Origin of the sequence: Streptomyces sp. NPDC026589 (assembly GCF_040638385.1) — a bacterium.
GTDB lineage: Bacteria > Actinomycetota > Actinomycetes > Streptomycetales > Streptomycetaceae > Streptomyces.
In genome coordinates this window covers 63,477-79,923 of record NZ_JBEZYG010000012.1, presented here as the reverse complement: position 1 = coordinate 79,923, position 16,447 = coordinate 63,477, and the positions used below count along the sequence as shown (strand labels likewise).

The 16,447-nt window shown below is 71.3% G+C and carries 14 protein-coding genes; 3 read left to right on the top strand and 11 right to left on the bottom strand.

Going from position 1 to position 16,447, the window contains the following annotated elements; all coding sequences use genetic code 11:
* Window positions 1–42 precede the first annotated feature (42 nt).
* From AB0F29_RS21455 to AB0F29_RS21435, 5 genes are all read right to left on the bottom strand, one after another.
* On the bottom strand, window positions 43–450 hold the full coding sequence (locus AB0F29_RS21455; RefSeq protein ID WP_361874254.1) for a TadE/TadG family type IV pilus assembly protein: 408 nt from the start codon (window positions 448–450) through the stop codon (window positions 43–45).
* Window positions 447–986: a TadE family protein gene (locus AB0F29_RS21450; protein WP_361874252.1), complete on the bottom strand. Its 540-nt coding sequence runs from the start codon at window positions 984–986 to the stop codon at window positions 447–449. Before AB0F29_RS21450 ends, AB0F29_RS21455 begins: the two co-directional genes overlap by 4 nt.
* Before the next feature lie 3 nt (window positions 987–989).
* Entirely contained in the window at window positions 990–2,303 is a 1,314-nt protein-coding gene (locus tag AB0F29_RS21445) for an AAA family ATPase (protein ID WP_361874250.1), read from the bottom strand.
* Window positions 2,304–2,310: 7 nt separating this feature from the next.
* Window positions 2,311–3,018: a Flp pilus assembly protein CpaB gene (cpaB, locus tag AB0F29_RS21440; RefSeq protein ID WP_361874248.1), complete on the bottom strand. Its 708-nt coding sequence runs from the start codon at window positions 3,016–3,018 to the stop codon at window positions 2,311–2,313.
* 303 nt (window positions 3,019–3,321) lie between these two features.
* A complete protein-coding gene (locus AB0F29_RS21435) occupies window positions 3,322–4,188 on the bottom strand; it encodes a hypothetical protein (protein ID WP_361874246.1) in 867 nt (288 codons plus the stop codon).
* 731 nt (window positions 4,189–4,919) lie between these two features.
* Here AB0F29_RS21435 and AB0F29_RS21430 point away from each other — a divergent pair.
* Window positions 4,920–6,650, top strand: a complete 1,731-nt coding sequence (locus AB0F29_RS21430) for a glycoside hydrolase family 18 protein (protein ID WP_361874244.1) — start codon at window positions 4,920–4,922, stop codon at window positions 6,648–6,650.
* Window positions 6,651–6,843: 193 nt separating this feature from the next.
* Here AB0F29_RS21430 and AB0F29_RS21425 read toward each other — a convergent pair whose 3' ends face one another.
* The 5 genes from AB0F29_RS21425 to AB0F29_RS21405 form a co-directional block, all read right to left on the bottom strand.
* Window positions 6,844–8,154, bottom strand: a complete 1,311-nt coding sequence (locus tag AB0F29_RS21425; protein ID WP_361874243.1) for an Nramp family divalent metal transporter — start codon at window positions 8,152–8,154, stop codon at window positions 6,844–6,846.
* 131 nt (window positions 8,155–8,285) lie between these two features.
* A complete protein-coding gene (locus AB0F29_RS21420; RefSeq protein ID WP_361874537.1) occupies window positions 8,286–9,761 on the bottom strand; it encodes a gluconate:H+ symporter in 1,476 nt (491 codons plus the stop codon).
* A gap of 261 nt (window positions 9,762–10,022) precedes the next feature.
* The gene (locus tag AB0F29_RS21415; protein WP_103509953.1) at window positions 10,023–10,433 is read right to left on the bottom strand and encodes a RidA family protein; all 411 of its coding nucleotides are present in this window, start codon (window positions 10,431–10,433) and stop codon (window positions 10,023–10,025) included.
* A 6-nt stretch (window positions 10,434–10,439) separates the two neighbouring features.
* Window positions 10,440–11,198, bottom strand: coding sequence for an IclR family transcriptional regulator C-terminal domain-containing protein (locus AB0F29_RS21410; RefSeq protein WP_007460289.1), 759 nt, complete (start codon window positions 11,196–11,198; stop codon window positions 10,440–10,442).
* Entirely contained in the window at window positions 11,195–12,421 is a 1,227-nt protein-coding gene (locus AB0F29_RS21405; RefSeq protein ID WP_361874242.1) for a sugar kinase, read from the bottom strand. Before AB0F29_RS21405 ends, AB0F29_RS21410 begins: the two co-directional genes overlap by 4 nt.
* Window positions 12,422–12,555: 134 nt before the next feature.
* On the opposite strand from AB0F29_RS21405, the gene AB0F29_RS21400 reads away from it, so the two are divergent.
* Together AB0F29_RS21400 and AB0F29_RS21395 are read left to right on the top strand one after the other, a co-directional pair.
* Entirely contained in the window at window positions 12,556–13,893 is a 1,338-nt protein-coding gene (locus AB0F29_RS21400; protein WP_361874240.1) for an alanine racemase, read from the top strand.
* Between the two features lie 41 nt (window positions 13,894–13,934).
* Complete coding sequence (locus AB0F29_RS21395; protein ID WP_361874238.1) at window positions 13,935–15,566, top strand: D-aminoacylase; 1,632 nt, start codon at window positions 13,935–13,937, stop codon at window positions 15,564–15,566.
* A 16-nt stretch (window positions 15,567–15,582) separates the two neighbouring features.
* Here the strand turns inward: AB0F29_RS21395 and AB0F29_RS21390 are convergent, their stop codons facing one another.
* On the bottom strand, window positions 15,583–16,431 hold the full coding sequence (locus AB0F29_RS21390) for a siderophore-interacting protein (RefSeq protein WP_361874236.1): 849 nt from the start codon (window positions 16,429–16,431) through the stop codon (window positions 15,583–15,585).
* Window positions 16,432–16,447: the final 16 nt, after the last annotated feature.

Below are 16,447 nucleotides of genomic sequence, written 5' to 3'. Positions count from 1 at the left end.
GGGGGTGGAGGTGGGGGTGGAGGTACAGGCGGGTGCGGGGGGTCAGAAACGGATCCGGGACTTCTCGTTGGGCATGGTCGTGCTCCGCTCGGCCCACCAGTCGTCCAGTCCCGGCACCACGGAGGGCACCTTGACCCGGACCGTGACCGTGATGTCCTGGCCGCCGCTCCTGCGGTAGCGGAATCCGCCCTCCTCCACCCAGTCGCTCACGGCGTCACGGGCGTTGGACCGGCCGCTCCCCCGGGCGTCCACGCTGGCTTCCGTACGGGCTCCGGCGCGCGCGGCCGTGCCCGCCTGGTTGGCGGCGTACGCGGCCAGGCCCAGCTGGATGGCCGCCATCGCGACGAGGAGCAGCAGAGGGAGGAAGCCGAGGTACTCCATGGCGACCTGGCCCCGGTCGCCCCTCGCGCGTGCGAAACGGGCGCGCCCCCTGTACGGATGCGTCGTCATCGCTGATCCTCCCTCGGGGATCCGGCCTTGCCGGTGATCTCGGTGTCGAGGTCGAACAGGCCCGGCACCAGCACCGGGACCTTCAGCTTCACCGTGGCCCGGTACAGGCTGCCGCCGCCCCGGCAGGTGACGACGACGTTCTCCGCCCAGGCGTCGGGGAGGTCCTTCTTCGCCCCCTGCTGACACGCCGCCCTCGCCCCGTACTCCGCCCCGCTGCCCTTGCGCGCGCCCACGTCGGCCGCGTTGCCCGCGAGGCTGAAGGTGTAGCCGATCAGGGCGCACTCCCAGAGCACGAGCATGATCAGGATGATGAAGGGGGTCATGCCCAGGAACTCGATCGCGGTCTGTCCGCGGTCCCGGTCCCGGCCCCGCTTCCGGCCCTCGGTCCCGGTCCCGGTCCCGGTCCCGGTCCCGAACCAGCGGATCCCGGTCCCCGACCAGCGGTCCCCAGCCCCGTTCCCGTTCCCGTACCGGCGGTCACGCAGGGCCGTGATCCGCCCCCGTATGCCGCTCCGTGCCGTCCTTGTGGTGGTCATCGCTCAACGTGTCCCCTCGGAGTCTCCGAGTCCGCGGCCGGAGCCGTCGCGCCGGCGGCGCGGGCGTCCGATCGAGCCCCGGTCGTTCTTCAGAGCGCCGCTGCTCCGCTTGACCAGGGCGCTGCCGCTCTTCTTCGCCGTCGCGCTCTCCTTGACGATGCCCAGCTCTCCGGCCAGGCCCCAGAGCGCCTGCTTGACCGTGCTCTTGGCGTCCAGCTCGTGCAGGCGTCCGGAGTCGATGGACGCCTGGAGTTCCTTGAAGTTCGCGGGGATCGCCGCCGAGGCGACCCGGGTGCCGGTGATCTTCTGGATCAGCTGCGGCTGGATCTCGGTGTTGCGGGTGAAGCGGTTGACGAGGGTGATCGTCTCCTCGGCCTTGCGGATCTGGAGCCGTTCCCACATCCGTACGATGCGTTTCGCGCCGCGCACCGCGATCACGTCCGGGGTCGTGACCAGCAGGGCCACGTCCGCCATCTCGATGGCCGCGGCGTTGGCCCCGTTCATCTGGCCGCCGCAGTCGATGACGACGATCTCGTAGCGGGTACGGAGCGCGCTGACGATCTGGCGGGCCGAACGGTCGCTGACCTCCTCGCCGCGTTCGCCCTCGCCGGGGGCGAGGAGCAGGGCGAGGCCCGTGGAGTGGGAGAAGACCGCGTCGGACAGCACCCGGGGGGAGATGTCGGTGATCAGGGCGAGGTCGACCAGGGAACGGCGGAACTGGACGTCGAGGAACGAGGCGATGTCCCCGGTCTGGAGATCCATGTCCACCAGCGCCACCGTGTTGCCGGACGCCTGAGCGGCCAGGGCGAGCTGGATGGCGGTGACGGTCGCGCCGACACCGCCCTTCGCGCCGGTGACCGTGACCACCGTGCCGCCGGGGCCGGTGAAGACGTCGTTCGCGGAGGTGAGGTGGCGGCGTACGCCGGAGGACCACTGGGCGGCCGCCTGGACGCGGTTGGCCAGTTCCTCGTAGCTCAGCGGCAGGGTGACCAGGCCGCGCGCCCCGGAGTCCATCGCGTCGGCGAAGAGGCTCGGGCTGGCGTCCGCGGTGATCAGGACGACGCCGACGGACGGGAACCTCATCGACACCTCCCGGATCAGCTCCAGGGCCGGCACCGGGCCGATCCGCTCGTGGACCAGCACCACCTCGGGCAGCTCGTCGATCGCCTCGCCCGCGAGGCGGGCCAGGGTGTCGATGAGCTGGGTGGAGTCGCCGACCGGGGTCGCGGGTTCGGCGTCGGGCAGCTGGCTGAGCAGGGTGGTGACGGAGCGGGCCGCGTCGAGGTCACCGACGGCGGGGAGGATTCTGGTGGTCATCCCATCCTCACTTGTCCTTGTCGAGCGTGTAGGTGCGGTCCCCCGGACGGATGGTGCCGTCGCTGCCCGGGGCGACGAGCGCGAGACGCACGTGCTCCGCGAAGGACTCGGCGTAGGCGACGCGCTGGGTGTCCAGCGTGTTCAGGGCGAAGGTGATCGGCACGGCCTCGGTCGCCCGCGTCCCCCGGTCGTCCGCGCTCGGGTCCAGGGGGGTCAGCTCGCCGACGTCCAGCACCTTGGCGTTGGAGACGATGACCTTGGACTGGGACGCGTCGCCCTGCTCCTCACCGGCGAACGTGGCGTAGATGTTGACCGTCGCGCCCGGTGTGATCTTGCCCGCGACACCGGTGGAGGCGTCGATCATGATAGCGATCTCCTGCTCACCGGCGCGGAGTTCGGGCTTGCGGACCATCATGTCCGACTGGAGCAGCGAGCCTTCGCGGAGCTCGGTGACCGCGATCTTCGACTCGACTTCCCGCAGGTCGGTCACCGCGTTCTCCGACAGCCAGCGTTTGGGCATCTTGATCTTCTCGAACTGGCCGCTGTTCAGAGCCGTGTACGGAGCCACGTTGGTCTTCAACTGGTACGCCGTCACCTCGGGGCCGACCTTCGAGTTGACGTCGCTGATCACCGAGAGCACGCCGGCGAAGGCCGCGAAGGCACACAGGACCGACAGGAGCAGGAGTATCACGCCGCGGCGCTGGCGGGAGTTCATGGTCCGGACAACCTCGTTCGAATCGGATACGTGGGACGGACTGCGGACAGAGGGGCGGTGCGGTGCTGCGGTTACGCGCATACATCTGGTGGAGCGGTGGAGCAGTGGAAGTGGGGCGGTGGAAGTGGAGCGGTTACGCGCTTACATCTGCGGTGGCGCGCTGCTGCGGGCCGACCGGAGCGGGGACGGTCGCGTGCGGGAAGTACGGGGAGTGCGAGTACGGGGAGTGCGGGGAGTGCGGGGAGTGCGGGGAGTGCGGGCAGGGGCCGGGAGGAGCGGGTCCTGCGGGGAGGAGCGGTCTCGTTAGGGGCCCGGTGACTCGCCGGCCCCGTGGTGGAGGACACCGGTGAGGAGCGCGCGGTTCTCCGAAGCCGCGAGAGGGGCGGAACAGAATGCGCAGCGGTCGCCGATGAGTTCCATGGCGCACCAGTGGCACTTCTCCCGGCGTACGGAGGAGACCAACTGGTAGAGCACGGAGAGGTCCGGGAGATGGGCGGCGAACTCCACCAGCTTTCCCGTGCCCCACCAGCGCGGTGAGTCGGACGGGACCGTGGCCTCGTGAATGGCCTGGACCTTCCAGGCGGGCGCGAGGGTCTCCTGTACCCAGTCCGACTGCAGATTCCCTTTGGCGACCAGAAGATGCGTACCAAAATCCGGTCCCGCGGGCGGTTCGACGGTCGGGCCCACCTTCACCAACTGTGACTCGGGCCCGGCGAGCACGGCGAACTGGGATCCGGGGACCCAGGACGTGGCGTGGCTCTTGAGGCTGACCGGGACCCGGTCGAGCCGGGCGACGGAGTTGAGGAGTGCACCCGCGTAGATGTAGTGCGAGAGCAGCCGGGCGGCGGAGGCGACCACCCCGGGGCTGAAGTCGCAGATGGACAACTGGCGGAGCTGGCGCACCAGTACGGCGAGGCCGAGGGGCGGGAGGTCCACCTTGACCAGGGCGATCCGGTCGCTCTCCAGCACCGAGCGGATGGAGTGGAGGCGACGCTCGTGCTCGGGCCGGATGCCCGAGGGATAGAGGGCGATCACATACCCGTGCTGTTCCAGCAGCAGGTGCATGTCGCCGATCGCCAGCTCCAGCGTCTGGGCCTCGGGGGCCTGGAGCAGAGCGGCGGTCGGCGTCTGCTGGTCCGTGGGCGGCAGCACCAGGTCTGCGCTCGTCACTGCTATTGCGGTCGGCACGCTCTTCCCCGTTCCGGCTCCGGTCGACGTGGGGACGTCGGCCGCAATCGCTCCTGACTCCGTGCTCCTGACCCAGCACTTTAGCCACGTCTCACCAGGCAGAGAACAGTTATCGGAGACCAGTACGACGTCATGCGAACACCGTTCCTACGGGGCCCGGGTGCTAAACGGGACGAAATCGATTCCGCCCAACTCGACTGTCATCGCGTAGCGTTACCGAAGCCTTCGTCCGGCTTTCCATCAGGCATCCGTTCACGCACGTCAGACTGGATTCCGCGTGGTCGGCCTCCTTTTCGTAAGGGCGTTTCCGTGACCGTCGGAAGATCGCCCACGAGATCACCCGTGCGGGGGGCGATGTGCGGGCGCGGGGCGGTTCCCGGCGGAGAAACCTCGGCCTCGCACCCTCCGCGGGGCCTCGGGCGCCCCGTCGCCGACCCGGTGGCACGACCTCGCACTCCCGTTCGCTGAAGGCGTTTTACCGCCAGAGGTCTTGACAACTTGATTGGTCTGGACCAGTTTTATGCGCCAAGCGGTGGCCACCGCCCCCGGTCGGACACCCCGTGTTCAACGTCCCCGGTTCAGCACCTCCTGCACCACCGCCGTACGACATCCCCGCTCCGCCCGGCCCACCCCGTGCAGCCCCGGCCGCCCCTCGTCCGTCCGGCACTCCCGCACGACCCCCGCCAGGCCACCAACTCCCCACGGAGGAACCAGTGGAACGCTCCGCAGGCAGCAGTCGCAGAAGGCGTCGTCGCTCCCGTCCCGTCCTCGGCGGCACCATGGCCGTCATCGCGGCCGCGGCCCTGACCGTCACCGGACTCGTCAGCACCGCCCAGGCCGCCGACGTCAACAACGCCAGGAACGCGGGCTTCGAGTCGGGCCTCGCCAACTGGACCTGCGCCGGGAACAGCGGGACCGTCGTCTCCTCCCCCGTGCACGGCGGTACGTCGGCGCTGAAGGCCACCCCGGCCGGCCAGGACAATGCCAAGTGTTCGCAGGCCGTCAAGGTGAAGCCCAACTCGACCTACGCGCTCAGCTCCTGGGTGCAGGGCGGCTACGCCTACCTCGGCGTGAGCGGGACCGGAACCACCGACGTCTCCACCTGGACGCCGGGCTCCGCCTCCTGGACCAAGCTGTCCACCAGCTTCAAGACGGGCGCGAACACCACCTCGGTGACCGTCTACACCCACGGCTGGTACGGGCAGGCCGCCTACCTCGCCGACGACTTCGAGGTGACCGGCCCCGACGGCGGAGGCGGCGAGGAGCCCGGCCCGGTCATCCCGGCGACTCCCGCGGGCCTCGCGGCGGGCGCCACGACCACGTCCTCCGTCGCCCTGTCCTGGAACGCGGTCTCCGGCGCGACGGGCTACAAGGTGTACCGGGACGGTGTGCAGGCCACCACCTCCACCGGAACCTCGGCGACCGTCACGGGCCTCACCGCGGACACCGCCTACCAGTTCTCGGTGAGCGCCACCAACGCGGCCGGCGAGTCGGTCAAGTCCGCCGCCGTCAGCGCCCGTACGGCGAAGGAGGGCACGGGCCCCGGCCCCGGACCCTCCGTGCCCAAGCACGCGGTGACCGGCTACTGGCAGAACTTCAACAACGGCGCGGCCGTCCAGAAGCTCAGCGACCTCCCGGCCGACTACGACATCATCGCGGTCTCCTTCGCGGACGCCACGGCGACCCAGGGCGCGGTCACCTTCAACCTGGACACCGCCGGGCTGAACGGCTACACCGATGCCCAGTTCCGTTCGGACATCAAGGCCAAGCAGGCGGCCGGCAAGAACGTCATCATCTCGATCGGCGGCGAGCTGGGCACGGTCCGCGTCGACAGTGACGCCTCCGCCGCCGCGTTCGCCAACTCGGTGTACGCGCTGATGCAGGACTACGGCTTCAACGGGGTCGACATCGACCTGGAGAACGGCCTCAACGCCACCTACATGACGAAGGCGCTGCGCCAGCTGTCGGCGAAGGCGGGCCCCGGGCTGGTCCTCACGATGGCCCCGCAGACCATCGACATGCAGTCCACCTCGGGCGAGTACTTCAAGACGGCGCTCAACGTCAAGGACATCCTGACCGTCGTAAACATGCAGTACTACAACAGCGGTTCGATGCTCGGCTGCGACGGCAAGGTCTACTCGCAGGGCTCGGTGGACTTCCTCACCGCGCTCGCCTGCATCCAGCTGGAAGGCGGTCTCGACCCGTCCCAGGTCGGCATCGGCGTCCCCTCCTCCTCCCGCGCCGCGGGCAGCGGCTACGTCTCCCCGTCGATCGTGAACGCGGCGCTGGACTGCCTCGCCAAGGGCACCAACTGCGGCTCGTTCAAGCCGTCCAAGACCTACCCGTCGCTGCGCGGCGTGATGACCTGGTCGACGAACTGGGACGCGACGGCCGGGTTCGCCTGGTCGAAGGCGGTCGGGCCGCACGTCCGCAGCCTGCCGTAGCGACACCGCACCACCCGGATCCCGCAGCGCCGCCGCTCCCCCGGCGGCGCTGCGGCGTTGCGTCGGCGACCATCCGGTCACCGGGGCGCCGGGCCACCGGGGCGCTTGGTCACCGCAGCACCGCACCGCCGCAGCACCCCGCGCACAGCCGCTCCGGCGCAACGCCGCAGCACCCGCGCACCGGCGCACCGGGTCACCAGGGCAGTTCGCGCACCTGCTGGACGCACAGCACGACGAACAGCAGCCCGGACAGGGCGAGCATCCCGTTGCTGAGCCATCCATTGCGCCACTCCCCGGGCGTACGGGAGGAGTTGAGCAGCCAGAGCAGGGTCAGGGCGAGGAACGGCATGAAGAACGCGCCGAGCACCCCGTAGGCGATGACCAGGCCGAAGGGCTCGTCCAGCCAGAGCAGGGTCATCGGCGGGAAGGTCAGCCACAGGAGGTACGCGCGGAACGGCAGCGACCGCTGCCGGCGCTCGGCGACATCCGGCCCCTCGTGCCCCTCGGTCTTCGCCGCACCGGCCGCCGGAGCCCGGAACCGCTCCACGAAGTCGGCGAACATCAGGCTGACCCCGTGCCAGACGCCGATCAGCGACGAGAACGACGTGGCGAAGAAGCCCACCAGAAAGAGCTTGGCGGTGCCGGCGCCGAAGCGGTCCTCCAGCACCTTGCCCAGATCGATCAGGCCCCGGTCGCCGGAGGTGAGGGCGGTCTGGGAGGCGTGCAGCAGCTCGGCGCCGACGATGAGCATCGCCACGACGAAGACCCCGGTGGTGATGTAGGCGACCCGGTTGTCGAGCCGCATCACCTTCATCCAGGAGGAGTTGCTCCAGCCCTTGGCGTTGACCCAGTACCCGTACGCGGCCATGGTGATCGTGCCGCCGACGCCGCCGATCAGCCCGAGGGTGTAGAGGAGCGAGCCGTCCGGGAGCACGGGCAGCAGCCCAGCGAAGGACGCCCCGACGTCCGGCACGACGCGGGCGGCCACGTACACGACCACCACGAACATGATGCCGACCAGGACCGTCATGACCTTCTCGAAGACGGCGTACCGGTTGAACCAGACGAAGGCCAGCCCGATCAGCCCGGTGACGATCGCCCAGAACTTCAGCCCGGGGCCGTCGGGGAACAGCGCCACGATGGGCAGGGCGCTGGAGGACATGGCCGTCGCCCCGTAGAGGAAGCCCCAGAGCACGACGTAGACCGCGAAGTACACCGTGGTCCAGGGGCCCAGGCTGCGCCAGCCGTCGAAGAGCGTCCGGCCGGTCGCCAGATGCCAGCGGCCGGCCGCCTCGGCGAGCGAGATCTTGACGACGCAGCCGATCACCGCCGCCCACATCAGGGTGTATCCGAACTTGCTGCCCGCGATGAGCGTCGCGACCAGGTCACCGGCCCCGACTCCGGTCGCCGCGACGACGATGCCGGGGCCGATGTACTTCCAGCTGGACTTACGTGGTCGGGAGGCCGGCTCCCCTGTCCCTGTGATTGCGCTTGTCTCCGCCATGCCGATCAAGGAAGCGCAATCCGCGGGGCAGCACAAGGGGGTGGGCGGGGATTCGCCGGACCCGCGGGCGCGGGACGTCCCGGTGTGTGCCGGTTCGCTGGATCACCAGGCTGGGCAGCGCGGCGACTTCGCTAGATCACCAGGCTGAGCAGCGCCGCGACGACGAAGCCCGCGACCGAGAGCACCGTCTCCAGGACGGTCCACGACTTCAGGGTGTCGCGCTCGCTGATGCCGAAGTACTTCGACACCATCCAGAAGCCGCCGTCGTTCACGTGCGAGGCGAAGATCGAGCCCGCCGAGATCGCCATGATGATCAGCGCGAGGTGGGCCTGGGACAGGTCCTGGCCCTCGACCAGCGGGACCACGATGCCGGCCGTCGTGACGATCGCGACGGTGGCCGATCCCTGGGCGACGCGCAGGACGACCGAGATCAGCCAGGCGAGCAGGATGATCGGCAGGCCGACGTCGTTGAAGGTGTCGGCCAGCGCGTCCGCGATGCCGCTGCCCTTGAGGACCGCGCCGAAGATGCCGCCCGCGCCGACCACCAACAGGATGTTGCCGACGGGCTTGAGCGAGGACGTGGAGACGGATTCCAGGGACTTGCGGGACCAGCCGCGCCGGATGCCCAGCAGGTAGTACGCGAGGAACAGCGCGATCGTCAGGGCGACGAACGGGTTGCCGAAGAACTCGACGACCGAGCGGAGCGTGGAGGGGTCCAGGGCGATGGAGGAGAACGTCGCGGCGAGGATCAGGATCAGCGGGGTGCCGATGATCGCGAGGACCGTGCCGAGCGGGACCGGCTTCTCGTGCGGGGTGACCCCGGCGGCGCGCTGTTCGGCGGCGACGGCGGCCTTGGCCTCCTCTGCGGCCTCCACCATGTCCTGCGGGACGTCGACGAAGATGCGCTTGCCGATCCAGGCGGCGTACGCCCAGGCGGCGATGACCGACGGGATGCCGACGACGACGCCCATCAGGATGACCCAGCCGAGCGAGACGTTGAAGAGTCCGGCGGCGGCCACCGGCCCCGGGTGCGGCGGCAGGAACGCGTGGGTCATCGACAGGCCCGCCAGCAGCGGCATCGCGTAGAGCAGGATCGATTTTCCGGAGCGCTTGGCGGCGGCGTACACGATCGGTGCGAGGACGAAGATGCCGACGTCGAAGAAGACCGGGATACCGAAGACGAGACCCGTCATGCCCATGGCGAGCGGGGCGCGCTTCTCGCCGAAGGCGTTCAGCAGGCGCGCGCTCAGCACCTCCGCTCCACCGGACACTTCGAGGATCGCGCCGAGCATGGTGCCGAGCCCGATGATGATCGCGACATGTCCGAGGATGCCGCCCATGCCGGACTCGATGACCGAGACGGCGGCGGATTTCTGCACGGTACCGAAGAGTTCGGTGACCGAGAGCCCGGCACCGAGGCCGACGGCTATGGAGACCGCGAGCAGGGCGACGAACGGCTGGAGCCTGACCTTGATGATCAGGAAGAGCAGGAGGGCGATGCCGAGGGCGGCGACGGTCAGCAGACCGGCGGTGCCGTCGATCAGGAGGAGCAGGCCACCGGTGTGCGGTGGTGCCTCGACCGGCGGTGAGGTGGCGGCGAGCAGCATGGGGACTCCGGTGGTGCTGGAGGGCAGGGGGGAGCGCGGCACGGCGCCCCCGGGGAGCGGGGCGCCGTGCCGTACGGCGTGCTGGAGCGGTCCTGCGGGTGGGGTGAAGCGATCAGCGGGGGCCTGCGATCAGGGGGACGGGGGTCGGCGGGCCGGGTGGTCGGCCGACCGAGGGGGTCGGCGGGCCGGGTGGTCGGCCGACCGAGGGGGTCGGCCGACCGAGGGGGCAACGTGGCCGGGGTGGTCAATCGACCGACGTGGTCAGCTGAGCACCGCGAGGGCGTCGATCTCGATGAGCAGCCCCTTGGGCAGGCCGACGTAGACCGTCGTGCGGGCCGAGGGGGCCTCCTTGAGGTTCTGCTCGGCGAAGTACGTGTTGTAGATCTCGTTCATCTCCGCGAAGTGGTCCACGTCCGTGAGGTAGACGCGCATCATCATGACGTCGTCCCAGCTCGCGCCACCCTCCTCCAGGATCGCCTTGACGTTGGCGAAGGTCTGGAGGGTCTGCTCACGGAGCGTGGGACCGGCGGGCGTCGGGGCCTGGCCCTCCACGGCGGGGAGGAAGCCGACCTGGCCGGCGACCTGGAGGATGTTCCCCTTCTTCACGCCGTGCGAGAACTTCGCGGGCGGCGTGGTGTGGGTGGAGGGGGTGAGGGCGGTCTTCTCGGTCATGGCTGATCAGGCTTTCTTGGGTCGGGTGGTGCCGGAGTACTCCCGGCTGATGGTCTCGGCGGTGCGCCGGACCAGCGGGAGCAGGGTGAGGAGTTCCTCGGCCGTGACGACCACATTGGGTGCGGACACCGACATGGCCGCGACGACCCGCCCGTCCGCGCCGCGAATGGGGGCGCCGATGCAGTTGATGGACTCCTCGTGGCCACCGAGGTCGGTGGCCCATCCCTGTTCGCGGACGACGGCGAGCTCCTTGAGGAACGCGGCGGCGTTGGGCGTCGAACGGGACGTGTACATGGGGTAGTCGAGCTTCTCGGCGATGACGCGCCGCTCGGGCTCGGTGAGGTCGGCCAGCAGCAGCTTGGCCACGGCCGCGACGGTGATCGCGACGGGCTTGCCGATCCGTGAGTACATCCGGACCGGGTAGCGGCTCTCGACCTTGTCGATGTAGAGGACTTCCTGCTCCTCGTACACGGCGAGGTGGACGGTATGCCCGCACCGGTCGTTCAGCGCGACCAGGTGGGAGTGGGCGATCTCGCGTACGTCGAGGTTCTCGACGGCCTCCTGGGCGAGCGCGAAGAGCCGGGCGCCGAGGCGGTAGCGCTGGTCCTCCTGGCGGTAGACGAGGCCGTGCTCGTGGAGCGTACGCAGCAGACGCAGCGCCGTGGACTTGTGGACGCCGAGCCGCTCGGCGACCTGGCCGAGGTCGGCGGGTCCCTGGGCGAGCAGCGGCAGGATGCTGAGTGCCCGGTCGACGGTCTGGCTCATGGTGTGCGTACCTCCTCGGCGGCCCGGTCGGCTGCGGTCCAGCCGGGGCCGAGACGAAGTCTCCCCCAGGCGTCGTCGTCGAGGGCCGCGAGTCGGTCGGCGTGGTCGCGGGCGGGCGGGTCGGTGAGGTCGCCGGGGACGGTGAGGACGGCGGCGGCCATGAGGTGCCCGTGCCGGACCCGGTCCCGCACGGGCAGCCCGCGCAGGGTGGCGGAGAGGAACCCGGCGGCGAACGCGTCTCCGGCCCCGACGGCGGCCACGACGTCGACGCGGAGGGCGGGGACGAGAGTGACGGTGTCGGCGGCGAACTCGGCCCCGCCCTCCGTGGAGCGCGAGGCCGGGGCATTTTCAGCCCCTCCGGCGTTTGAGGAGCGGGGTCCGGCCGCATCTTCAGCCCTCCCGGCACCCGACGACCGGGCTCCGGCCGCAATTCCAGCCCCTCCGGCGTTTGAGGAGCGGGGTCCGGGGCGGAGCCCCGAGGCGAACACCGTCGCGCCCGCGCTCCCCCGCTTCACGACGACCACGGCCGGCTCCGGCAGCGCCGCCCGGATCGCCTCCGCGCCGACGATCCCCCACGCCTCCTCCGCCTCGTCCTCGCCCACGAAGACCAGGTCCGAGCGGCGGGCCAGCTCCAGGAGCACCGACGCGTCCGCCTCGGACCCGCGCCACAGATGCGGCCGGTGGTTCACGTCGAAGGAGATGAGCGGGCGGCCCGGCCGGTGGGCCGTCAACTCCCGCAGCAGCGCCAGGCAGTCGGCGGACAGCGCGGCCGTGATCCCGGACAGATGCAGGACGCGGCCCGCGAGGAGGTCCTCGTACGGCACGTTCTCCGGCGACATCGCGGACGCCGCCGACCCGGCCCGGTAGTAGGCGACCTCGTGGGTGTCGGCCCCGCGATCCGTGGCCGTGCGGAAGTAGATGCCGGTCGGGCGCACCGGATCCCGGCGGACGGCCGAGGTGTCGACCCCGTACGACGCGATCGTCTCGACCAGGTGGTCGCCGAAGCCGTCCGCGCCGACCCGGCCGACCCAGGCCGCCCGGTGCCCGGCGGCGGCGAGCGCGCAGGCCACGTTGGACTCGGCGCCGCCGATCCCGCGCCCGAAGGAGGGCACGTCGGCGAGGCGGCCGGGCTGCGAGGGCAGGAACGTCACCATGGACTCACCGAGACAGACGACATCGGTGCTCGCGGCGGCGTCGGCCGTCCCTGCTGCGGGTCCGGACACTGGAGGGCTCCTCGCTGATCGGCGTGCGGGCCGGTGGTCACCATTGACCGGGCATCGGCTCGGATGTTAGACAGCGTTGAGCGATATACGCAATGGGTGTTGCATATGTTGCAACGAACTTCGAGGAGTCCCCCTTGGCAGCCGAACGCCCCACCGGCCACACCGCCGTTCCCGCGCCCTCCGCCCCCGGCGTCTCCCCCGCGTCCCTGGCGTCCGGCCTCGCCGACGAACGCGTCGACCACCGCTTCAAGGCGCTGCCGCCGGACGCGGAGGGCCTGACGGTCGGGGCGCTGGCCGCCGAACGCCGCAACCTCTTCACCGGCGGGTTCACCACCCCCGTCCTCGCCCTCTCCGCCGAGTCGCTGGCCCACAACCTCGACCTCCTGGAGACGTACGCCGAGCGTCACGGCCTCGCGTTCGCCCCGCACGGCAAGACGTCCATGTCCCCGCAGCTCTTCGTGGACCAGCTGAAGCGCGGCGCGTGGGGCATCACGGCGGCCGTGCCGCACCAGGCCCGGGTCTACCGGGCGTACGGCATCGGGCGGATCTTCCTCGCCAACGAGCTGGTCGACGCCGTCGCCCTGCGCTGGCTGGCCGGCGAGATGACCGCCGACCCGGAGTTCCGCTTCGTCTGTTACGTCGACTCCGTGCGCGGCGTCGAGCTGATGGAGAGGGCCCTCGGCGCGGCGGGCGCCACCCGCCCGGTCGACGTGGTCGTGGAGCTGGGCGCGGGCGAGGGCGCGCGCACCGGGGCCCGCACGGAGGCCGACTGCGCGGCGGTGGCCGACGCGGTGGCGTCGGCCGGTTCGCTGCGGCTGGCGGGCGTCGCCGGGTACGAGGGCGAGGTGCCGGACGCCGACCCGGAGCGGGTACGGGAGTGGCTGCGGCGGCTCGTCGGGCTCGCGGCCGACTTCGACGCGGCCGGCCGGTTCTCAGGCGCCGAGGAGATCGTCGTCAGCGCGGGCGGCAGCGCCTGGTTCGACGCGGTCGCGGACGTCTTCACGGAGATCCCCGAACTGAGCGCCCCGGTGCTGAAGTTGCTCCGATCCGGTGCGTACGTCTCGCACGACGACGGGCACTACAGGCACCTCACCCCGTTCAACCGCGTCCCCGAGGAAGGTGCGCTGGAGCCCGCCTTCCGCCTCTGGGCGCAGGTCGTCTCGCGCCCCTCCGGTGAGCAGGCGTTCCTGAACGCGGGCAAGCGCGACGCGGCGTACGACCTCGATCTGCCCGAGGCGCAGGTGGTCCGCTCCGGCCGGGACGGCTCGGTCAGGCCCGCAACCGGGGTCACGGTCACGGGCCTCTCCGACCAGCACACCTGGGTGCGCACGGAGGCGGGCACGGAGCTGGAGGTGGGCGACTGGGTCGGCATGGGCCTCTCGCACCCCTGCACCAGTTTCGACAAGTGGCAGCTGATCCCGCTGGTCACGGCGGACGGCACGGTCACCGACTACATCCGCACGTTCTTCTAGAGCCGCAGGCCCCCACCACCACCCGATCGGAAAGGCGACCCATGGACCTGGTCCTGCGTGACGCGCTCGTCGTCGACGGCACCGGCGCGCCCTCCTACCGCGCCGATGTGGCCCTCGACGACGGCCGCATAGCCGCGATCCATCCCGAGGGCTCCCCCGGCCCCCGCCCCACCGCCACCCGGGCCGTGGACGCGGGCGGCCTCGCGCTCGCCCCCGGCTTCATCGACATGCACGCCCACAGCGACCTGGCGCTGCTGCGCGACCCCGACCACAGTGCGAAGGCCGCGCAGGGCGTCACCCTGGAGGTGCTGGGCCAGGACGGGCTGTCGTACGCCCCGGCCGACGACCGCACCCTCGCCGAGGTCCGGCGCTCCATCACCGGCTGGAACGGGGACGGGAGCGACATCGACTTCGACTGGCGCACCGTCGGCGGCTATCTGGACCGCCTCGACCGGAACTTCGGCGGCCAGGGCATCGCGGTCAACGCCGCCTACCTCATCCCGCAGGGCACGGTCCGGATGTACGCGGTGGGCTGGGACGACCGGCCCGCCACCGACGCCGAACTGGCCCGGATGAAGGAGCTGGTGGACCAGGGCATGCGGGAGGGCGCGGTCGGCATGTCCTCGGGCCTCACCTACACGCCCGGAATGTACGCGGACGACGCCGAACTCACCGATCTGTGCCGGGTGGTGGCCCGCCACGGCGGCTACTACTGCCCGCACCACCGCAGCTACGGGGCCGGAGCGCTCGAAGCGTACGAGGAGATGGTGCGGCTCACCCGCAGCGCCGGCTGCGCCCTCCATCTCGCCCACGCCACCATGAACTTCGGTGTGAACAAGGGCAGGGCGCCGGATCTCCTCGCCCTGCTCGACGGGGCGCTCGCCGCCGGGGCCGACATCTCGCTCGACACCTACCCGTACACCCCGGGCTGCACCACGCTGGTGGCCATGCTGCCGAGCTGGGTGAGCGAGGGCGGGCCGGACGCGATCCTCACGCGGCTCGCGGACGCGGAGAGCGCGGAGCGGATCCGGCACCACCTGGAGGTGCTGGGCTCGGACGGCTGCCATGGCGTGCCGATCGAGTGGGACACCATCGAGATCTCCGGCGTCGGCGCACCGCACCTGGCCGGGTACGTGGGGCGCACGGTGGCGGAGTCGGCGGCGCTGCGGGACGAGGAGCCCTGGGTGACCGCCCGGCGGCTGCTCACCGAGGACCGGCTCGGGACGACGATCCTCCAGCACGTGGGTCACGAGGAGAACGTCCAGCAGATCATGCGGCACCCGGAGCACACCGGGGGCAGCGACGGCATCCTCCAGGGCGACAAGCCGCACCCCCGGGCGTACGGCACGTTCCCGCAGTATCTCGGCCGGTACGTCCGGGAGTTGGGCATCCTCTCGCTGGAGGAGTGCGTCGCCCATCTGACCTCGCGACCGGCCGCCCGGCTGCGGCTCGCGGACCGGGGCCTGGTGCGCGAGGGCTACCGCGCGGACCTGGTGCTGTTCGACCCGGAGACGGTGGCGGCGGGCTCCACGTTCGAGGAGCCGCGCGTACTCCCGGTCGGCATCCCGCATGTGCTGGTCGACGGCCGGTTCGTCATCGAGGACGGCAGGCGGACCTCGGTGCTGGCGGGCCGGGCGGTCCGGGGAGCGGGTGCCGGGGCGGGGGCCGTCTGAAGGCTCTTCGCGAGGCCTACGAAGCCTCCGCCGCGCGTTCCGCCGCCCAGGCGAGGTCCTCCTCGGTGGGGGCGTCGTCCTGGGTGAGCGCGCGCCGCCAGTAGCCGCTGAACTCGACGGCCGCCTTGGGCAGTCGGCGCTCCTCCACCAGATGGCGGCGGAGCGCCCGGACGGCGGAGGACTCGCCCGCCACCCAGGCCGCGTCCACCCCGTCGAGCCCCGGCCCCGCCTCCCGCACCGCCGCCGGCAGCGAGCCGCCCCGGTCCCGGTGCACCCACCGGACCTCGGACCCACCGGCGGCGGACGGCAGCTCCCGCTCCTCCGCCGCGTCCGCCACCTCGGCGAAGACCACGGCCCCGGTCCCGGCGGGCAGCGCCTCCAGCACCGTGGCGATCGCCGGGAGCGCCGTCTCGTCCCCGGCGAGGAGCATCCGCCGGGCGGCGGGCAGCGGGCGGGCGTAGAGGGAGGACGGGCCGACCATGCCGAGGACGTCGCCGGCCCGGGCCGCCGCACCCCATCGGGAGGCGGGGCCGCCGTCGCCGTGGAGCACGAAGTCCACGGTCATCACGTTGCGTCTCCGGTCGTACGCGCGAACGGTGAAGCTGCGCATCCAGGGCCGCTCCGCCTCCGGAATCGCGAGGAACGCCTCGTACCAGCGCATGCCGTACGGGTCGTCCGCGTCCGGCTCCGGCAGCTTGGGCACGGTCTGCCCGGCGCGCGGCAGGCAGAGCTTCAGCTGCTGGTCGGGGCGGTCCTCCAGCAGGTTGGGAAGTTCGTCGGCGGTGAAGCCGATCCTGGCCGTGGCGGGGGTGATCCGCTCGACGTCCGTGACCCGCACCCAGGTGACCGGCAGTGCCTGGCTCATCGTGCCCGACCTCTCT